A 17,832-nucleotide genomic window follows, 5' to 3' on the forward strand; every position below is an offset into this window, starting at 1 on the left:
AATCACCTGTAAATCTAAGCACTATGACAAGCAATCAAAAATTACTTGCCGGCGTTATTATCGGAGCTGCAGCCGGCGTTCTGGCAACCCTTTTCCTGAAAAGTGAAAAAGGTCAGGAGTTGCTGGCCGATGCAAAAGACTTTGCTGACGACACGGCAGATAGCATTAAATCGAAAGTTGATAGCCTTGATGCTGAAGTAAAAGAACTGGTAAAGAAGGGAAAGAAATTTGTTCAGGACATGGGCGGACAGGTTAACGAAGCTATCTAAAAAATCACCATATGGAAAAAACACAAGAGACGTTCTTCAAGGACTCCGGCGACAGGATCGAGGCTTATGTAAAAGACCGGCTATTATTAATGAAACTACAAGGCGCCAGAAAATTATCGAAACTGGCAGCTATGATGTTTGCCGTGTTGGTTGTGGCGGTTCTTGTGTTTTTCATTATGTTGTTCCTGAGTGTGATGCTCGGCTATTATTTTGCAGAACTCACCGGCAGTCTTTACCTGGGATTTGGTATTTTGTCTGCTATTTATATCATCCTTGTTATAGTACTTATTAAACTCAGGTCGACCGTACTGGAAAAAATGGTTGCCAATACTGTGATCAGTATTTTATTTGATCCTAAGGATGATGAAGACGATAACGACGATGAAAGCGCTAACCTTTTAAATACAGGCAAATGATCAACCAACCACCACCTTCCCGTATCCGTACGCTGAATGAACTGGAGCGTGAAATAAAACTGGTAAAGCTGCGGCTTAAGGTGCATGAAGCCGACATGAAAGACAGATGGAAGCGTTTACCTGAAGAATCCATCAAAGCTACACTCGGTGCTGTGATCCCTTTTTTCCTTCGCCAGAAAGTTGCTTCCAATACCTGGTCGTTTATAAAAGTCATCTCCAATATGTTCTTCAGCAGTTCTAAAACTGCTACTGTAGCAGGTGGCGGATGGAAAGATATTCTGCTGGGCAATGCAAAAAAATGGGGCATTCTTGCAGGCGTTCAGGGGGTTCTGAAGATGATCAAAAACCGTAAAAAAGAAAATTAAACCGTATGAGGAGCATATTATACCTGATAGCCGTGATCCTTATCATTGGCTGGCTGCTGGGGTTTTTCGTGTACTCGGCAGGTAAACTGATACACATTTTACTTGTATTAGCCATCATTTCTCTTCTGTTACAATTGATACGCGGGCGTGAATGAAAAAAATCGTTCTTAAACTCTTAAAGATCTTAGCCTGGCTGGTAGGGAGTATTGTTATACTTCTGATACTGGTATTGATTTTAATCCAGGTGCCTGCTGTTCAGCAATTCGCCAAAAAGAAAATTGTGGTCTTCCTGGAAAAGAAGCTTCAGACGAAGGTTGCTATTGGAAGGCTGGACATCAATTTTCCGAAACGCATTGTGCTCGAAAATATTTATTTCGAAGACCAGCGTAAAGATACCCTGCTCTACGGCGATACTATCCGCGTAGATATTGCTTTATTAAAATTATTGAAGAACGAAGTAGAGCTAAACCATCTTGAGTTAAACGGTATCAGGGCCAACATTTATCGTTTGAGTCCCGATACCGTTTTTAATTTCGACTACATAGTCAAAGCTTTCGGTTCGGAGCAAAAAACGGAAAAGGTGTCGACTGATACCTCTTCCATGAAATTCAGCATTGGCGATATTGTTCTTAAGAATATAGGCGGCCGTTTTCATGATGATGTATCGGGTAACGACGCCCGTTTTCATCTTGCTTCGTTTCAAACCAGGATAAAAGAATTTGATCCGGCGCATATGGTGTTTTCGATTCCGGATATACAACTCCATGGCATTAACGCCAGTGTGAGGCAATACAAGCCACTCGTTATTTTAAATCCGCTGCCCGTAGTTTCGCCCGACACGGCGGCATCTTCTCCCATTTTTCTTACGCTGGGCAAAATAGATCTCAGTAAAATCGTCTTTGATTACGACAACGAGGTAAATGCATTATCGGCAGATCTCAATCTCGGCAACCTGGCGCTGGTTTCTGAGCGCATTGACCTTCAGAAGATGTGGATGCGTTTGCGGCAGTTTGAGCTCAATAATACCACGGCTTCGGTTCATATGGGTAAAGCAGCTCCTGTGATCAAAGGCAAACAAGCGCTTCAGCAACCGGGCGAAAAAGATACTGCGCAGGCGCTTCCCTGGCGTGTAGAGCTTGAGGAGCTTAGTCTTGCCAACAACAATATAAAATTCGATGACGATAATAGTGCTGCTATCAAAAAGGGGATGGACTATAGTCACCTTGCCATAGACCAGCTGAATATCAGTGCTAACCAGCTTTTGCTTTCATCCGATGCCTACCAGGGTAATATCCGCCAGGTATCGCTGCGGGAGAAAAGCGGTTTTGTTTTAAAGGAGCTTAAAGCGGCTTTTGCCTATAATGATAAAAAGGCCGAGATTAAAAATCTTGTGCTGAAGACAGAAGCTTCTGAAATCAACAATAACCTGCTGGCTACTTATGACAGCATTACCCAGTTCTCGAAACAGCCGGGTGAGGTGGAGATAAAACTGGACCTTCCCAATACACATATTGCAGTATCGGATGTAGTAACCCTGGTGCCTGCACTGGAACCACAGCTGCGCAGTTATAATGGCAGTGCGTTGAACCTGGATGCTGCCGCCGGCGGCCGACTGAACAACATTACCATTGCAAAGCTTAATGCGAGCGGTCTTGGTAAAACCGTTCTCCAGGCATCGGGAAATATCAAAGGGCTTCCTGATGCTGAGAAAGCCTTTTATGATCTTCGTTTGCAGCGTTTTGCTACTACTGCCCGTGACATTAATGCAGTTGCGCCACGTAATACCCTGCCTTCGAACATCCGGATTCCTGAAGCTATTGAGCTGAAAGGCGCCTTCAAGGGTACGATGAGCAACTTTAATGCAGCCCTCAATGGGAAGACCACCCGGGGCGGTATGAATGTTATGGCGGTGCTTAAAGGAAAGGGTAAGGCTTACGATATAAAGGCAGCTCTCGATAAAGTTGACCTTGGTTATATTCTGAAGCAGGAGAAGAATGTAGGCAGGATAAGCATTACGGCCGATGCTGCCGGTTCGGGGTTTGATTATAAGACCATGTCGGCAAATGCGAATGTGAAACTTGCAGAAGGCAATGTAAAGGGATATACCTACCGCAATCTTATACTTAATGCACAGGCGGAAAGAGGGTCCATGACCCTCAAGTCGTTTATGGAAGATCCTAATCTTTCGTTCCGCCTTGATGCTACCGCTGATGTGAAACCACAATATCCTGCGGTGCAACTGATGCTGCAGCTGGATACATTAGACCTTCACGCGCTTAAGCTCATGAAAGATACGTTGCAGGCGCATGGTATCATCAATGCTGATTTTGCAAGTACCCATCCTGATAGCCTTATTGGCAAGCTGGACATTTATGATCTTGCTGCAACGCATAATAAGCAACGTTATAAGTCGGACACCCTTTCTTTAAAAGCTGAGCAGCAGAATGGCACAGGCACCCTGGCGCTGAATTCTGAAATGGCCGACGTAAAACTCGAAGGCCGTTATAAGCTTACAGAAATGGCAACTGCCTTACAGCATACGATCAATAACTACTATAAGCTTCCATCTTATAAGGATACTGCATTTACGCCCCAGCAGTGGAGCCTTGACGTGCTGCTGCGGCCATCGCCATTAGTATTGCAGTTTGTTCCTGCGCTGAAAGGAACCGATACCGTTGGTGCGCGTATGACGTTTAACAGCGAGGCGAATGACCTGCAGCTGGCTCTGAATGCGCCCACAGTTAAATATGGTACCCAGGCTGTTACTGGTTTGAAACTGGCGGCCAATACCGAAGCGGAACAACTGAGGTATAGTGTAGGCGCCAAAAATGTGAATCTTGGATCTATGCAGCTGTACTCTCCATCGGTAAACGGTAAGCTGGCTGATAATAAACTGGCGGCTACGGTATTACTCAAAGATGTGCAGCAAAAAGATTTTTACCGCATAGGGGCTGTAGTGGAGCAGCTGCCGGACGGTATCAAGGCGAACCTGATGCCTGACAGCCTGCTGCTCAATTACCAGAAATGGGATGTTACGGCCGATAACTTTGTGCAATACGATTCTTCCGGCGTTATGGTCAACAACCTGCGCATTAGCAGGAACAACCAGTCGCTGTATGTGAACAGCACACAGCAAACGCCCAATGCACCTATTGAAGCGACTTTTGAAAACTTCCGTATTAAAACACTTACCGACTTTGTAAAAACAGATTCACTGGCCCTGGATGGCACTATCAATGGTAAGGCAGTGGCCCGTGATGTGACGACAAACCCGGTTTTCACTTCCGATATAGCCATACAGAACTTTACTTATAACAGGGATACGGTAGGCAATATCATTGTTAAGGTAGACAACGAAACCGCAAATGCTTTTAATGCGAATGTAAAAATTGAAGGAAACGGAAACGATGTGCAGTTGCAGGGTAAATACTTTACGGGTGAGAGCCGTATGGATCTGAAGCTGGATGTCAACAACCTGAACCTTGCTTCTATACGTCCGCTTACAGCCGGGCAATTGCTCGATGCCAAGGGCAGCCTGGTGGGTAATGCTACGGTATCGGGCACTATCGATCAACCTTCTGTCAATGGTGAATTGCGTTTCAGGCAGGCTGAGCTTACACCTGCTATCACCGGCGAACCGATACGTCTTAATAACGAAGTGATCTCACTTTCTAACCAGGGCATCAGGTTCAACAACTTTACTATCATAGATTCCGCGAATAACAAGGCCACTATTAACGGGGACATTCTCACGCAGAATTTCAAGGATTATAAGTTCCAGGTTGATTTGCGTGCCAATGATTTCAGGGTTGTAAATGCACCGCAGGCGCCGGACCGCCTGTTCTATGGCAAGCTGAACATCGATACCGATGTTGAACTGCGTGGCGATATGAATGCTCCTGTAGTAAACGGAAGCGTACGCGTTAACAAGGAAACAAACTTTTCGCTGGTATTGCCAACAGCAGATCCTGAAGTAGAAGACAGGCTGGGAGTGGTAAACTTCATAGATAAAGACCATCCGACCGACACCCTAGTAACTGCGTCGGCACTTGATTCATTATCGGATCAAACGCCTTTCCGCGGCATGGACGTGAACATGAATATTGAAACAGACAGCGCTGCGGTGTTTACAATGGTGGTGGATGAAAGGAACGGTGACGCCTTAACAGTACAAGGCCGCGCCGATTTAGCCGCCAGTATCGATCAGAGCGGTAAGATAAGTCTTACCGGTAATTATGAACTGGAGCGTGGTGCTTACCAGCTTTCGTTGAGCGTATTGAAACGTAAGTTTGAGATAGAGAAGGGGAGCACTATTACGTGGACCGGCGATCCTACTTCAGCCCAGGTTAATATCACGGCTGTTTATATTTCGAACACACCTTCTATTGACCTGGTTGCGCCGCAGCTGGTAGGCCGTGAGCCTGTAGAGGTGAACCGGTTTAAAGAGAAGCTGCCTTTCCGTATTCTGCTCATGATGAAAGGCGAGCTGTTGAAACCGGAGATCTCTTTCGATATACAGTTGCCACAGGAGGAGCTTTCGCAATGGCCTGAAGTGGAATCGAGGCTGCAGCAGGTGCGTAATGACGCTTCCGAGTTAAACAAGCAGGTGTTTGCTGTATTGCTGCTGAACCGCTTTGTACAGGAAGATCCGCTGAAGAGCGATGCAGCGGGGACCAATATTGGGCTCATGGCAAAACAAAGTGCCGGCAAGATCCTTTCCGACCAGCTGAACCAGATCACGAACAATCTTGTGAAGGGAGTAGAGCTTAATTTCGATCTCAACTCCGAACAAGATTTCACCACCGGGACGCAGCAGGAACGTACGGAGTTGAATGTTGGCGTTTCGAAGAAACTGCTTAACGACCGCCTGCGTGTAAATGTTGGCAGCAACTTTGAGCTGGAGAATACCGATCCCAATACCAACAGGGAGACCACGAATATTGCCGGCGACGTTTCGGTAGACTACCAGCTGAGTAAAGACGGCAGGTACATGCTCCGTGCTTACCGTACCAATAAGTATGAGGCTGTAGTGGAAGGCCAGGTAATAGAAACCGGTTTGAGCTTTATACTTACCTACGACTATAACCGGTTCAAGGAGTTATTCAAAGGCAAGCGCACGCGCGATGGCCGTCGCAGGGCTCCACGCAAGAACACAGCGCCGCGTAACGAAGGCAACAATAATAACAACCAGGCGCCGGCTAATAAACAGGCTGCCGATAGTACTTCCGGTAATAAACCTTCGGCTACGCCTGCCGACAGTACTTCCGGTAACAATAAGCCTTCTGCCGTGAACTTCGCTCCAATAACGGATAAGCCTGTTGCGGAGGATAAGGCAGCTTTCATGAATGATGCAGCCAAGAACGATACACCCGCATTAAATAACGAACCCGCTGCTATAAGTGCAGCCCCAACAAACGTTAAGGATGAAAAGAACAGGTAGACTTATATATACTATACTGGTGTTAGCCTGCCTGGCTGCATGTAACAATACCAAATACCTGACTGGTAACCAGCAGCTTTATAATGGCGCTAACGTATCTGTTGAATCGGAAGAAAAGGTAAAGAACAAAAAGGAGCTTGAGAGTGAGCTGGAAAGCCTGCTTCGTCCCAAGCCCAATGCCAAGATACTTGGGCTGAAAGTAAAGCTCTGGTTCTATAATATTGCCGGCACCCCTACCGGTAAAGGCTTGCGTTATTTTATCAAGAACAAGCTTGGGGAGCCCCCGGTTCTTGTATCTTATAATGCCATAGAAAAGAACAGGGCGGTATTGCAGAACCGTCTTGAAAACCGGGGTTATTTTCATGATACGGTATCTTTTGATACTTCGGTGAAAAACAAAAAAGTATTTGTTACTTATAAGGCACAGGTTGGGCCGCAGTATACGATCCGCAACATCACCTTTCCCAAAGACTCTACAGCGCTGGGCAGGGCCATAGATAGCGCTACCCGCCGCTCGAGATTACGGAAGGGAACAGCCTACGACCTGGACCGTATCAAAGAGGAGCGTGTGCGTATCGACGACCGTTTGAAGAAAAAAGGTTTTTATTTCTTCAATGATGAATTTCTTATTGCCAATGTGGACTCTACTGTTGGCGAGCACCAGGTAGATATGGATATAAAGCTGAAGAAGGAAACTCCTTCTAAGGCCAAAAAAGTTTATCGCATCAACGAGGTGATCGTTTATGCAGATTACAGCGCCCGCGACTCTGTTTACCGAGTTCGTGATACCACCCATGCAGTAGGAGGGTACACGATCATAGATCGCCGGAAACGTTTTAACCCGGCTATCTACGACCGCACCCTTATTTTCAAACCGGGTGATATATATAACCGCGACGATCATAACCTTTCGCTCAACAGGCTGACCACTTTGGGGGTATTTAAATATGTGAAGGCGCGTTTCCAGGAAGTTGACAGTACAAAAGATCCGAGGCTCAATGCATTTTACTATCTAACGCCTACAGAGCGAAAGTCGATCCGTTTCGAGGCTTCAGCGTTAACCAAATCGAACAATGCCAATGGTGGAGAGTTGTCGGTAAGCTGGCGTCACAGGAGCCTGTTTAAAGGCGCCGAGCTATTTAATCTGAGTGTGTTTGGCGGTGTGGAGCAGCAGCTTTCGGGCCAGGGGAATATAGGTACCCGCAGACTTGGCGCCAACGCAAGCATCACTGTTCCGAGGATTGTGGGGCCCATACAGTTCAATACCAACAGTGGTTTTGTGCCTAAAACGAGAGCGGAGCTTGGTTACGAGATCTATAGCCGCAGTGACCAATATACACTTACCTCCTCCAAGGCAAGCATAGGTTATATCTGGAAAGAATCGGCCAATAAGGAGCATACGCTGAACTTTGTATCTGTCAACTATGTGCAGCCTACCAATATCACAGATTCGTTTCAGAAAATGCTTAATAATAACCTTACGCTTGCACGCAGTATAGAAAAGCAATTCATCATTGGCTCGAACTATAACTTCAATTATAATACCCAGCTTACTCCCAACCGCAAGCTGCATAATTTCTATTTTAACGGGTTGATCGATCTTTCCGGTAATGTGCTTGGTCTTGCCACCAATGCCAGTGTGCGCAAAGGCAGGGAGAAAGAGGTTTTTGGAACGCCTTTCGCCCAGTTCACCAAACTTGAGGCTGATTTCCGGCATTATCTGCGCCTGGGGCGTTTTAGTCAGCTTGCCAGCCGTATTACCGGTGGGGTAGGATTTGCTTATGGCAACAGTACGGTTATGCCTTTTGTGAAGCAGTTTTTTGCGGGTGGTGTTAACGATATCAGGGCTTTCCGGTCGCGTTCTCTTGGTCCCGGGACTTATCATGCCGGCAATGCGTGGGATACCACTTTTCTTCCCGATCAGCCGGGAGATGTGAAACTGGAAATGAACACGGAATACCGTATGAAACTGTTCTCGGTATTACGTGGAGCGTTCTTCCTCGATGCCGGCAACGTATGGACGCGGGGTACCGATACCAGTCGTCCCGGATCCAGGTTCTCGAAAGATTTCATCAAGCAGATAGCTGTGGGGGCGGGTGTGGGGCTTAGAGTTGACATCAGCATTCTCATTCTTCGTTTCGATGTGGCGTTCCCGCTTCGTAAGCCCTGGCAGCCTGAGGGCAGTCAATGGGTGATTGACAAGCTCCGGCTGTTTGACAAGGATTGGGTGTATAACCTGGCGATAGGGTATCCGTTCTAATAAGAATACTTTCAATATACCTGTTCTATTCTGTATGGAGGGAAAGCGGCTTTAAGTCGGCTTGTAAACGGCTATTTAAAGCGTACTTTTTAGCAGATGGCGGGTTGAAAGGTGGGTGCGAAGGTTTGGGGAGAAGAGGGCCTAATATAAGATGTTTTTTTATATGTCATCCTGTAGTATTCCCTTGGATTCCTGACTTTTATCATTTGTTTTACCCCTATCTCCACCGTTGGCAGAAAAATCTCCTCCTTTTTAATTTAAAAAGGTCCCATTCCCATACCTTTGCGGCCAAATCGGAAAACGATTGCTTTCCGAAAAGAAGCTAAATTTTCTAAACCTACATAGTATATGGCTAATACAGGTAAAATTAAACAGGTTATCGGTGCCGTGGTAGACGTTCAGTTCGATGGCACTCTTCCCGACATTTATAACGCATTGGAACTCACACGTGAAAACGGTGACAAGCTGGTTCTTGAAGTACAGCAGCACCTTGGTGAGGATAGTGTTCGCGCTATCGCGATGGATGGTACCGAAGGCCTTATCCGCGGAACGGCTGTTGCCGATACCGGTAAAGCTATTACCATGCCTGTTGGTGAAGGTATCAACGGACGCCTGTTTAATGTAACCGGTGACGCTATCGATGGTCTTCCCCAGGTTGCTAAAACCGGTGGTCGCGCTATCCACGCTTTACCTCCCAAATTTGAGGACCTCAGTACAGCTACTGAAGTGCTTTATACTGGTATTAAAGTAATCGATCTTATCGAGCCTTATGCTAAAGGTGGTAAAATTGGTTTGTTTGGTGGTGCCGGTGTAGGTAAAACCGTATTGATCCAGGAGCTTATCAACAATATCGCGAAAGGCCACGGTGGTCTCTCTGTATTTGCCGGTGTGGGTGAAAGAACCCGTGAAGGTAATGACCTGCTTCGTGAGATGATCGAGGCTGGTATCATGAAATACGGTGACAAATTCAAGCATTCTATGGAAGAAGGTGGCTGGGATCTCAGTTCCGTTGACATGGAAGGTTTGAAAGATTCTAAAGCAACTTTCGTATTTGGTCAGATGAACGAGCCTCCGGGAGCGCGTGCAAGGGTGGCATTGAGCGGTCTTACCATTGCTGAATACTTCCGTGATGGGGATGGTACCGGTAAAGGACGTGATATCCTGTTCTTCGTTGATAATATCTTCCGTTTCACCCAGGCAGGTTCTGAAGTATCGGCCCTGTTGGGTCGTATGCCTTCTGCGGTGGGTTACCAGCCTACGCTGGCTACTGAAATGGGTTTGATGCAGGAAAGGATCACTTCTACCAAAAACGGTTCTATCACTTCGGTACAGGCGGTTTACGTACCTGCGGATGACTTGACTGACCCGGCTCCTGCAACTACCTTTGCTCACCTTGATGCTACTACGGTATTAAGCCGTAAGATCGCTGACTTAGGTATTTATCCTGCGGTTGACCCTCTTGACTCTACTTCCCGTATCCTTACTCCTGCTATCGTTGGTGAAAAGCACTACGATTGCGCTAACCGCGTGAAGCTTATCCTTCAGCGTTATAAGGAGTTACAGGATATCATCGCCATCCTTGGTATGGATGAACTGAGCGAAGAAGATAAACAAACAGTTGCCCGTGCCCGTAAGGTACAGCGTTTCCTTAGCCAGCCTTTCCACGTGGCTGAGCAGTTCACTGGTTTGAAAGGTGTATTTGTTAGCATCGATGATACTATCCGCGCATTCAATGCCATCATGGACGGTGAAGTTGATGAGTACCCCGAAGCAGCATTTAACCTGGTAGGTACACTCGAAGACGCAGTAGAGAAAGGTAAAAAACTGCTGGCTCAGGCTCAAGGTTAATTTGTTAATAACACTGCCCAGGCAGAACTTAACTGATACAAATGACTTTAGAAATATTAACGCCCGAGAAAAAACTCTATCATGGCGAAGTGTACGGTGTACAACTGCCGGGTATTGAAGGGCTTTTCGAAATACTTGATAAGCATGCTCCGCTGGTAGCCGCTCTCGGTAAGGGTAAAGTGAAAGTGCTGAAAGATAAAAACAGTACTGAATTTTTCTCTATCAACGGAGGCTTTGTAGAGATGCTGAACAACAAAGCTACCGTGCTTGTAGAAGGCGCTGTTGCTCTGGACTAAGATTCGGACGATCTGATTTAAAGAGACTGTATCAAACGTTTTTGATACAGTCTCTTTTTTATTCCGGGTACCTGACCGAAATGTGTAATGGGTGCCCTATATATTGTGTTACAAAAAGCTTTTGGGGTGATTTTAACACCAACTGTCAACGGATCCTTAAAACCGGCGGTTGTATGTAACTTCTGGCTTCGTTTTCGTTCTAATTATATTATTAAACAGAACGAGTTATGCGAAGATTCATTGCCCTATTGAGTGTTGTGACCGGGTTGTCGGCAGTGGCGACAAGCTGTGTCAAAGATCCTGTGGATCATTTATCTCCTGAAGAGTCACGTATTTATATCACCAACTTCGACTCTACCGCCAATTTTTCCACCTTTAAAACTTATAGTATATCCGATTCGGTTGCAGTAATAGCCGATAATGGTTCAGCTAAATCTGCGTCGGAAACTGATAAGGCTTATATCGCGGCCGTTAAAAAATACATGGCGGAAAGAGGGTATACATTGGTAACAAGAGAGGCGGTGCCCGACCTGGGTGTGAACGTAAACCGTATTTATAATACGCGGACAGGTGTAATAAGTTATCCTGATTACTGGGGTTATTATGGCGGGTACTGGGATCCTTATTACTGGGGATACGGCGGCTATAATTACTATGTGCCTTATAGCTATGCCACGTACCAGATAACAGAAGGAGCGCTTTCTGTTGATATACTTGATCTGAAAAATGCCGCATCACATAATTCTATCAACGTTATATGGACAGGGTTGGTACGTGGTTCAGGCATCTTCAACACAAGTGTTGCAGATAGCCAGGTAAAAGCCTTGTTTGATCAGTCTTCTTATTTGAAAGCCAATTAAAACATGAAAAAGATGAAGCGGAATATATTAATGCTGATGGCCGGAATACTGGCTGTAGCAATAACAGGAGGGGAAGTGAAGGCGCAGAGCGGAACTGTAAAACTCAACCTCTATTACAATTATGGACTTCCTACCGGGAGCTTTAAATCGGATGTTATTTCTAATGGTTCGCCCCGTGGCGGTGGCGCCGATATCCTATACAATATAGATCCCACCTGGGCTGCAGGTTTAAGTGTGGCCTTCCAGGATTTCTACCAGAAATACCCCAGGGCTGTATATAACACCGGAAAGAACGAACAGATATCGGCAGTATTGTCGAATTCTGTTCAATCAACGCCTATCCTGGCCAAAGTGGTATTTAATCCCCTGGGTCGCCAGCGCAGTGTGGTACAGCCTTATGTTTCTGCGGGTGTTGGTTTTAGTATGATCAGCGATAAGCAATACCTTGGCCAGTTTGAAAGCAGCGATGCATCCGTAGCCTTTGCCAGCCAGATAGGGGCGGGTGTGCAGGTGCCTTTTGGTAAACTAAGTAACTCAGGATTGCTGCTGGGCGCCAATTATAACCTGGTTCCTTATAGTAAGAATGATCTTTCTAATCTTAACTCCATAGATTTCCGTGTGGGTGTTTATCTGCCCCTGAGATAATGAATGAAACAATTATAAAGCAATACAAACAACCAGTCACAGAAAAAAAGCCGGAGAACAATTTCTCCGGCTTCCTTATTTATAACCGGTATTGCACCGATAAATTTCTATTCCTGTTAATTCAGTTGCGGATCGATCGGGTAATGAACCAGTTGCTCATATTCTCCACCCATTTGTTGTAAGGCGAATGGCCATATTTGCTGAGGATCTTCTTTGAAGACGAGCTCCTGGCTGCCATGGGTGATCAGCCAGCTTTTTTCCTTAAGTTCGGCATCGAGCTGTCCTTTTGACCAGCCGCTATAACCCAGGTAAAAGCGGACTTCGTTGTTATTGATCTGTTCCAGGTGTATTGCACTGATGAGTGCGTCAAAATCGCCACCCCAGTAAATGCCGTCTGTTACTTCCACGCCGCCGAGTAAGTCGGGGCGATGGTGCAGAAAATGAAGCGTATCCATTTGTACGGGGCCGCCAAAGTAAACGGGCCATTCGCATCCTTCAAGGTTATTGAGAAGACTGCCTACGGCCTGGTTATAAGGGCGGTTCAATACGAAGCCAAAGCTGCCTTCTTCCTGGTGGTCGCATATAAAAACCACCGACCTCATAAAATTGGGGTCTTTCAGAAACGGATCTGCCACTAATGCTATTCCAGGTATAAGTTCATCCATAGTGGTTAAGTTACAATATTCACTACAAAACTGAAAATTTAATGCCGATCTCTATTATTTGTTAATGGATTTAACCATTGCTTGCTAATTAAACTGATTCCTGTAGGTTTGTAGTTCGATGAAAAAGGTCTTTCCGGCTATTGCCGTATTAATAACACTGTCCCTTGCAGGGATCATCTTCTTCCAGATCTCCTGGTTACAGAACCTTTTACAGGTGCAGGAGCAGAAGGTTTTCTATAAAGTAGACAAAGCAGCAGTATCTGTTACACAGGAATTTAATAAGCAGGCCTCTTCGGGGCCGAGCATGCACCTGCGCAACCGTGGTGCAAGGGCTCCTATGGAGCTGTTCAGGTTAAAACTTGCGCAACCCAATACCATCTCGCAGCTATATAGTGCCGATGAAGTATATGAAAAGCTGCGAAGGGCATTTGATTCTGAAGACCTTCATAATCTGCGTTTCGAATTCGCGATCACATCCGATTCAGATGACTTTATAGTAGAGCTGCAATCACGTAATTTCATCGAAGAATCGCTCGATACTTTACATAACAGAAGGCGTTTCATTCCCATCATTCCCGAAAGCGGCAGTGATATGGAAGGATTGATCGCTTTTGAAAACCTGGTGATAATTATCCCCGATTTCAAATCGCAGGTGTGGGAATCGCTTACCTGGATGATCATTCTTTCCGCCATTTTTACGCTTATACTGGTGACAGCTTTTTATGTTACCCTGAAGACCCTGATAGATCAAAAGAAACTCAGTGAAATCAAGAGTGATTTCATCAACAATATGACGCATGAGTTTAAAACGCCGCTTGCAACCATTTCGCTGGCGGTGGATGCGCTCCGTAACCAGAAGGTCCAGAACAATGCTGAAAAGATGCAGTATTTCAGTGGTATCATCAAGGAGGAGAACATGCGTATGAACAAACATGTAGAAACCATACTGCAGGCAGCGCTTATGGAAAAGCAGGAATTGAAGCTGAACCTGAAGCCGCTTTCTGTTCATGAGATCATCAGGGAGGTGATGGATAATTTTGAGCTGGTGCTGCAGGAGAAAAATGCTTCTTCACAACTGTTGCTGAACGCACAGGCCGATACGGCTATGGTGGATGAAGTGCATTTCACCAATCTCATCTCCAACCTTGTTGACAACGCGGTTAAATACTCCAAGGAAGACCTGCTGATAAAAGTAACTACACATAGCACCAATAAGTTCCTCGTCATCCGTATTGAAGACAATGGTATTGGTATGAGTAAGGAAACTGTAAAAAGGATCTTCGAGAAATTCTATCGTGCGCATACCGGCAACCTTCATAATGTAAAAGGTTTTGGTTTGGGAATGAGCTATGTAAAAACGGTGATCGATGCGCACAAGGGCAGGGTTAAGGTAGAAAGTACACAAGGCAAAGGCAGCACCTTTACTGTTGAAATTCCTTTGGCGCCTGCGAATGCGTAGTGGCTTGGCAGGAGCGTTGCAATGTGGTGGCTGATGCGCAGGCATGACCAGCTGCCGTTGCCTGTTAACTTATAGCTGTTGGCTTATTTGTTACTATTCCACAACAGGCTGCCGTCGCCGTAGCTTAGGAACCTGAAATCATGCGTCATTGCATAATCATAAACCTTGCGCCAGTCCATTCCTATAATGGCCGCTACCAGCAATAGTAAAGTAGATTGTGGCTGGTGGAAATTGGTGATCAGCGCCTGAGCAATTCTCAACTGGTACCCGGGGGCTATCATGATTTGTGTACGTGCTGTTAAGACAGGCAAGTCGTGTGCCTGCATCCATAGCAGCAGCTCATTTAATGCAGTAGCAGCATCGATGTCCCGGGGGAGTTCATAAGCATCCCATTGATGCACTTCAAGATGCTGTACACTTATATTGGTAAAAGATAGTTGTTTGTCGCGGGCAGCTTTCACCTTTACGCCCATCCAGTAAAGACTTTCCAATGTACGCAATGAGGTTGTGCCCACTGTAATAACGGGGGCGGGCAACTGCTTTATTATCGTTTCAATAAACGCGGCATTCACTTCAATAAATTCGGAGTGCATATCATGTGCGTCCATTGTATCGGCTTTCACCGGTTTAAAGGTGCCGGCGCTTACGTGCAGGGTAACAAACGCGGTAGAAACCTGCTTTGCTGCGAGTTTTTCGAGTAATGCGGGGGTAAAATGCAAGCCTGCTGTAGGTGCTGCTACTGATCCGTCGTGGCGTGCATAAATCGTTTGGTAACGTTCCTGGTCTGCCGCTTCTGCTTTACGGTTCAGGTAGGGTGGCAGCGGCATAACGCCGGCGGCATGTAATACGTCTGCGAAGTTTAAGGAAGCGGCATCCCATTGGAACCGCACAATGAAGTAGTCGTTTATTTTCTCTTCTTTATGTACAGTGAGCTGGAAGGGCTGTCCGTTATTGCCGATAGTTTTAACGAGCGGTTCTTCTTTCCATTTTTTGGCACCGCCTACGAGGCATTTCCAGCGTACTTCTCCGGTGGTTGTCATGGCGGTGGTAATATCGGTAGCTTCTGCCGGTTCCAGGCAAAACAGTTCAATGACGCCGCCGGTAGCTTTCTGAAACAGCAGGCGTGCTTCTACCACCTTTGTATTATTGAAGACAAGCAGGGAGCCTGCGGGTATATGTTCATCCAGCGTCCGGTAACGGTGTTCCGTGATCTCCCCGTTGCGATAGACCAGCAGTTTGCTTTCGTCCCTTGTGGGTAACGGGTAACGGGCGATGCGGTCTTCGGGTAAATGATAAGTAAAGTCCTGGATCGTCAAATGCTTCGGGTGCGTCATAAGGCGCAAAGCTAAGCATAAACAATTTTGATACTGGTTTAAGTCGTAATTCACCTCTTATGCACATAGAGTGCAGGGTTATGCACAGGTTATTCACCTGCTTTTTGATAGTGTTTACCGAAAAGCCCTGCCATAGGGGCTTTAGCCATTGAAACCAATGTGGAAAAAATCCCCGCTCCAATATTTGGCATAAAAGTGGGAAAAAGTGTTATTTTGTGGTAATAAATGGAATTTAAGCGCTAAAATCCTGAAAATGACTGGTTTCCTCGGTGAATATGAAGCAACGCTCGATGCAAAAGGGCGGTTCCTGCTTCCGGCCGGCTTTAAAAAGCAGCTGCCGGAAGGGGAAAACAGCTTTGTCATTACCCGTGGTCTCGAGAAATGCCTCAGTTTATATCCCGTAAAAAGTTGGGAACCCATTTACAACAAGATTAGTCAGTTAAACGATTTCGATCCCAAGGTACGGCAATTCCGCCGTCAGTTTTTGGGAGGGGCAACGGAAATAGAGCTGGATAGTGCCAGCCGTTTGCTGTTACCGCCAACATTGAAAGAATATGCCGGTCTCTCTAAAGATATTATCCTCGTTGCAGCGACTGATAAGATCGAAATATGGGATGCCGCCAAGTATAAGCAGCTCTTTGAAGATTTCTCTCCCGAAGCATTCAGCAACCTGGCGCAGGAAGTGATGGCAAAGGATAATGTGAACGATAAACAATAGGTGATGAGTAGTGCCTATCATATGCCCGTGTTGTACCAGGAAACGTTGAATGGCCTGGATATTAAACCAGATGGTGTTTATGTTGACTGCACTTTTGGTGGTGGGGGGCATAGTCGCGGTATTCTTGAGCGGCTTGGTGCCGATGGCAAACTCATCGTCTTTGACCAGGATGCCGACGCGCAACAAAATGTGCCTGACGATAACCGCATCACTTTTGTGCCGCAGAATTTCAGACATCTTCAACGGTTCCTGAAATTGTACAAACACAACCAGGTTGATGGCATTCTTGCCGATCTTGGCGTGAGCAGCCACCAGTTTGATGAAGGGGATCGTGGATTTTCGATCCGCTTTGACGGGCCGCTGGATATGCGTATGGATCAGCGCCAGGAGCTTACGGCTGCCGACCTTCTGAAAACCTATTCGCAACAACAACTGCATAAGCTGTTCGAGCAATACGGTGAGGTTAGCAACTCAAAAACGCTGGCGGCGCATATTGTGCAGGCGAGGCAGAAAACGGCTTTAACCGGTATAGATTCATTTAGAGCGATGCTGCACCCGGTGGTAAAAGGCAACCCCAACAAATACCTCGCACAGGTATTTCAGGCGTTGCGGATGGAGGTTAATGATGAGATGGGCGCGCTGAAGGATATGCTGCAACAGGCAGCAGCGGTGCTGAAACCCGGTGGGCGATTGGCCATCATTACTTTTCATTCCATTGAAGACAGGATTGTAAAGAACTTTTTTAAACAGGGCAGTTTCGAAGAAGAGGAAGATCATCCTTTCCTTTCGGTGAAGAAAGAAGAAGTGTTCAGGATCATCACTAAAAAGCCGGTAACGGCAACGGATGAAGAACTAAAAAGGAATTCAAGATCGCGCAGTGCGAAATTGAGAGTAGCAGAAAGACAATGAGTGAACAACAGGCAAATACAGGAACAGGGAAGCGTTCTTTTAAACGGTTGATCGGTTATCAATGGATAGTTGATAATACCGGTTTCTTTTTATTCCTGGCTTTACTGGCAGTGCTTTATATCGCCAACGGGCATATGGCCGATAAAACCATACGCGACGCCAATCAAACGGTAAAGGAGATTAAGGAGCTGCAATTCGAATATAAGACTTTGAAGAGTGAGATCATGTCGAGAAGCAGGGAGTCGGAAATAAACAAGGCTGCAGCGCCCTTAGGGCTCAAAGCAATAGCGGAGCCTCCGGTGCGCATAGTATTGGAGCGGCCGCAACAACAATAACAGTAAGCGATTT

At 46.2% G+C, this 17,832-nt stretch carries 16 protein-coding genes; 14 read left to right on the forward strand and 2 right to left on the reverse strand.

The window, feature by feature from the left end; all coding sequences use genetic code 11:
- Positions 1-23 precede the first annotated feature (23 nt).
- The 10 genes from ESB13_RS19910 to ESB13_RS19955 all read left to right on the forward strand — a co-directional run bounded on the left by ESB13_RS19910 (position 24) and on the right by ESB13_RS19955 (position 12,399).
- Positions 24-269 carry a YtxH domain-containing protein gene (locus ESB13_RS19910; RefSeq protein WP_129005458.1) on the forward strand — a complete coding sequence of 82 codons (246 nt, stop codon included), beginning with the start codon at positions 24-26 and terminating at the stop codon, positions 267-269.
- A gap of 11 nt (positions 270-280) precedes the next feature.
- Entirely contained in the window at positions 281-685 is a 405-nt protein-coding gene (locus ESB13_RS19915) for a hypothetical protein (RefSeq protein ID WP_129005459.1), read from the forward strand.
- Complete coding sequence (locus ESB13_RS19920) at positions 682-1,050, forward strand: hypothetical protein (protein ID WP_129005460.1); 369 nt, start codon at positions 682-684, stop codon at positions 1,048-1,050. The genes ESB13_RS19915 and ESB13_RS19920 overlap by 4 nt, the downstream gene beginning before the upstream one ends.
- 5 nt (positions 1,051-1,055) lie before the next feature.
- A complete protein-coding gene (locus tag ESB13_RS19925) occupies positions 1,056-1,205 on the forward strand; it encodes a lmo0937 family membrane protein (RefSeq protein WP_129005461.1) in 150 nt (49 codons plus the stop codon).
- Positions 1,202-6,490 (forward strand): translocation/assembly module TamB domain-containing protein, encoded by a 5,289-nt coding sequence (locus tag ESB13_RS19930; protein WP_129005462.1) that lies wholly within the window; start codon positions 1,202-1,204, stop codon positions 6,488-6,490. The genes ESB13_RS19925 and ESB13_RS19930 overlap by 4 nt, the downstream gene beginning before the upstream one ends.
- On the forward strand, positions 6,474-8,750 hold the full coding sequence (tamL, locus tag ESB13_RS19935; RefSeq protein WP_129005463.1) for a translocation and assembly module lipoprotein TamL: 2,277 nt from the start codon (positions 6,474-6,476) through the stop codon (positions 8,748-8,750). Before ESB13_RS19930 ends, tamL begins: the two co-directional genes overlap by 17 nt.
- 348 nt (positions 8,751-9,098) lie before the next feature.
- Positions 9,099-10,598, forward strand: a complete 1,500-nt coding sequence (atpD, locus tag ESB13_RS19940) for a F0F1 ATP synthase subunit beta (protein WP_129005464.1) — start codon at positions 9,099-9,101, stop codon at positions 10,596-10,598.
- 41 nt (positions 10,599-10,639) lie between these two features.
- Positions 10,640-10,894 carry an ATP synthase F1 subunit epsilon gene (gene atpC / locus ESB13_RS19945; RefSeq protein ID WP_129005465.1) on the forward strand — a complete coding sequence of 85 codons (255 nt, stop codon included), beginning with the start codon at positions 10,640-10,642 and terminating at the stop codon, positions 10,892-10,894.
- 227 nt (positions 10,895-11,121) lie between these two features.
- Complete coding sequence (locus ESB13_RS19950; protein WP_129005466.1) at positions 11,122-11,754, forward strand: DUF4136 domain-containing protein; 633 nt, start codon at positions 11,122-11,124, stop codon at positions 11,752-11,754.
- A gap of 12 nt (positions 11,755-11,766) precedes the next feature.
- Positions 11,767-12,399, forward strand: coding sequence for an outer membrane beta-barrel protein (locus ESB13_RS19955; RefSeq protein ID WP_164974289.1), 633 nt, complete (start codon positions 11,767-11,769; stop codon positions 12,397-12,399).
- Between the two features lie 116 nt (positions 12,400-12,515).
- Here the strand turns inward: ESB13_RS19955 and ESB13_RS19960 are convergent, their stop codons facing one another.
- Positions 12,516-13,064: a YqgE/AlgH family protein gene (locus tag ESB13_RS19960; protein ID WP_129005468.1), complete on the reverse strand. Its 549-nt coding sequence runs from the start codon at positions 13,062-13,064 to the stop codon at positions 12,516-12,518.
- Between the two features lie 118 nt (positions 13,065-13,182).
- On the opposite strand from ESB13_RS19960, the gene ESB13_RS19965 reads away from it, so the two are divergent.
- Entirely contained in the window at positions 13,183-14,523 is a 1,341-nt protein-coding gene (locus ESB13_RS19965; RefSeq protein WP_129005469.1) for a sensor histidine kinase, read from the forward strand.
- A gap of 83 nt (positions 14,524-14,606) precedes the next feature.
- Here ESB13_RS19965 and ESB13_RS19970 read toward each other — a convergent pair whose 3' ends face one another.
- Complete coding sequence (locus tag ESB13_RS19970) at positions 14,607-15,857, reverse strand: S-adenosylmethionine:tRNA ribosyltransferase-isomerase (RefSeq protein ID WP_129005470.1); 1,251 nt, start codon at positions 15,855-15,857, stop codon at positions 14,607-14,609.
- A gap of 253 nt (positions 15,858-16,110) precedes the next feature.
- On the opposite strand from ESB13_RS19970, the gene mraZ reads away from it, so the two are divergent.
- The 3 genes from mraZ to ESB13_RS19985 are packed head-to-tail and all read left to right on the forward strand — an operon-like array spanning position 16,111 to position 17,819.
- Positions 16,111-16,575: a division/cell wall cluster transcriptional repressor MraZ gene (gene mraZ / locus ESB13_RS19975; RefSeq protein ID WP_129005471.1), complete on the forward strand. Its 465-nt coding sequence runs from the start codon at positions 16,111-16,113 to the stop codon at positions 16,573-16,575.
- 3 nt (positions 16,576-16,578) lie between these two features.
- Positions 16,579-17,484, forward strand: coding sequence for a 16S rRNA (cytosine(1402)-N(4))-methyltransferase RsmH (gene rsmH, locus ESB13_RS19980; RefSeq protein ID WP_129005472.1), 906 nt, complete (start codon positions 16,579-16,581; stop codon positions 17,482-17,484).
- Positions 17,481-17,819, forward strand: a complete 339-nt coding sequence (locus tag ESB13_RS19985) for an FtsL-like putative cell division protein (protein ID WP_129005473.1) — start codon at positions 17,481-17,483, stop codon at positions 17,817-17,819. The genes rsmH and ESB13_RS19985 overlap by 4 nt, the downstream gene beginning before the upstream one ends.
- Positions 17,820-17,832 lie beyond the last annotated feature (13 nt).

This window comes from Filimonas effusa, from assembly GCF_004118675.1.
GTDB lineage: Bacteria > Bacteroidota > Bacteroidia > Chitinophagales > Chitinophagaceae > Filimonas > Filimonas effusa.

Bases quoted from the DNA above. Each gene is read 5' to 3' on its own strand.
- ESB13_RS19915 (WP_129005459.1), top strand. From the start codon at position 281: ATGGAAAAAACACAAGAGACGTTCTTCAAGGACTCCGGCGACAGGATC.
- ESB13_RS19965 (WP_129005469.1), top strand. From the start codon at position 13,183: ATGAAAAAGGTCTTTCCGGCTATTGCCGTATTAATAACACTGTCCCTT.
- ESB13_RS19985 (WP_129005473.1), top strand. From the start codon at position 17,481: ATGAGTGAACAACAGGCAAATACAGGAACAGGGAAGCGTTCTTTTAAA.
- ESB13_RS19925 (WP_129005461.1), top strand. From the start codon at position 1,056: ATGAGGAGCATATTATACCTGATAGCCGTGATCCTTATCATTGGCTGG.
- mraZ (WP_129005471.1), top strand. From the start codon at position 16,111: ATGACTGGTTTCCTCGGTGAATATGAAGCAACGCTCGATGCAAAAGGG.
- ESB13_RS19950 (WP_129005466.1), top strand. From the start codon at position 11,122: ATGCGAAGATTCATTGCCCTATTGAGTGTTGTGACCGGGTTGTCGGCA.
- atpC (WP_129005465.1), top strand. From the start codon at position 10,640: ATGACTTTAGAAATATTAACGCCCGAGAAAAAACTCTATCATGGCGAA.
- ESB13_RS19970 (WP_129005470.1), bottom strand. From the start codon at position 15,857: ATGACGCACCCGAAGCATTTGACGATCCAGGACTTTACTTATCATTTA.
- tamL (WP_129005463.1), top strand. From the start codon at position 6,474: ATGAAAAGAACAGGTAGACTTATATATACTATACTGGTGTTAGCCTGC.
- rsmH (WP_129005472.1), top strand. From the start codon at position 16,579: ATGAGTAGTGCCTATCATATGCCCGTGTTGTACCAGGAAACGTTGAAT.
- ESB13_RS19920 (WP_129005460.1), top strand. From the start codon at position 682: ATGATCAACCAACCACCACCTTCCCGTATCCGTACGCTGAATGAACTG.
- ESB13_RS19960 (WP_129005468.1), bottom strand. From the start codon at position 13,064: ATGGATGAACTTATACCTGGAATAGCATTAGTGGCAGATCCGTTTCTG.
- ESB13_RS19930 (WP_129005462.1), top strand. From the start codon at position 1,202: ATGAAAAAAATCGTTCTTAAACTCTTAAAGATCTTAGCCTGGCTGGTA.
- ESB13_RS19910 (WP_129005458.1), top strand. From the start codon at position 24: ATGACAAGCAATCAAAAATTACTTGCCGGCGTTATTATCGGAGCTGCA.
- atpD (WP_129005464.1), top strand. From the start codon at position 9,099: ATGGCTAATACAGGTAAAATTAAACAGGTTATCGGTGCCGTGGTAGAC.
- ESB13_RS19955 (WP_164974289.1), top strand. From the start codon at position 11,767: ATGAAGCGGAATATATTAATGCTGATGGCCGGAATACTGGCTGTAGCA.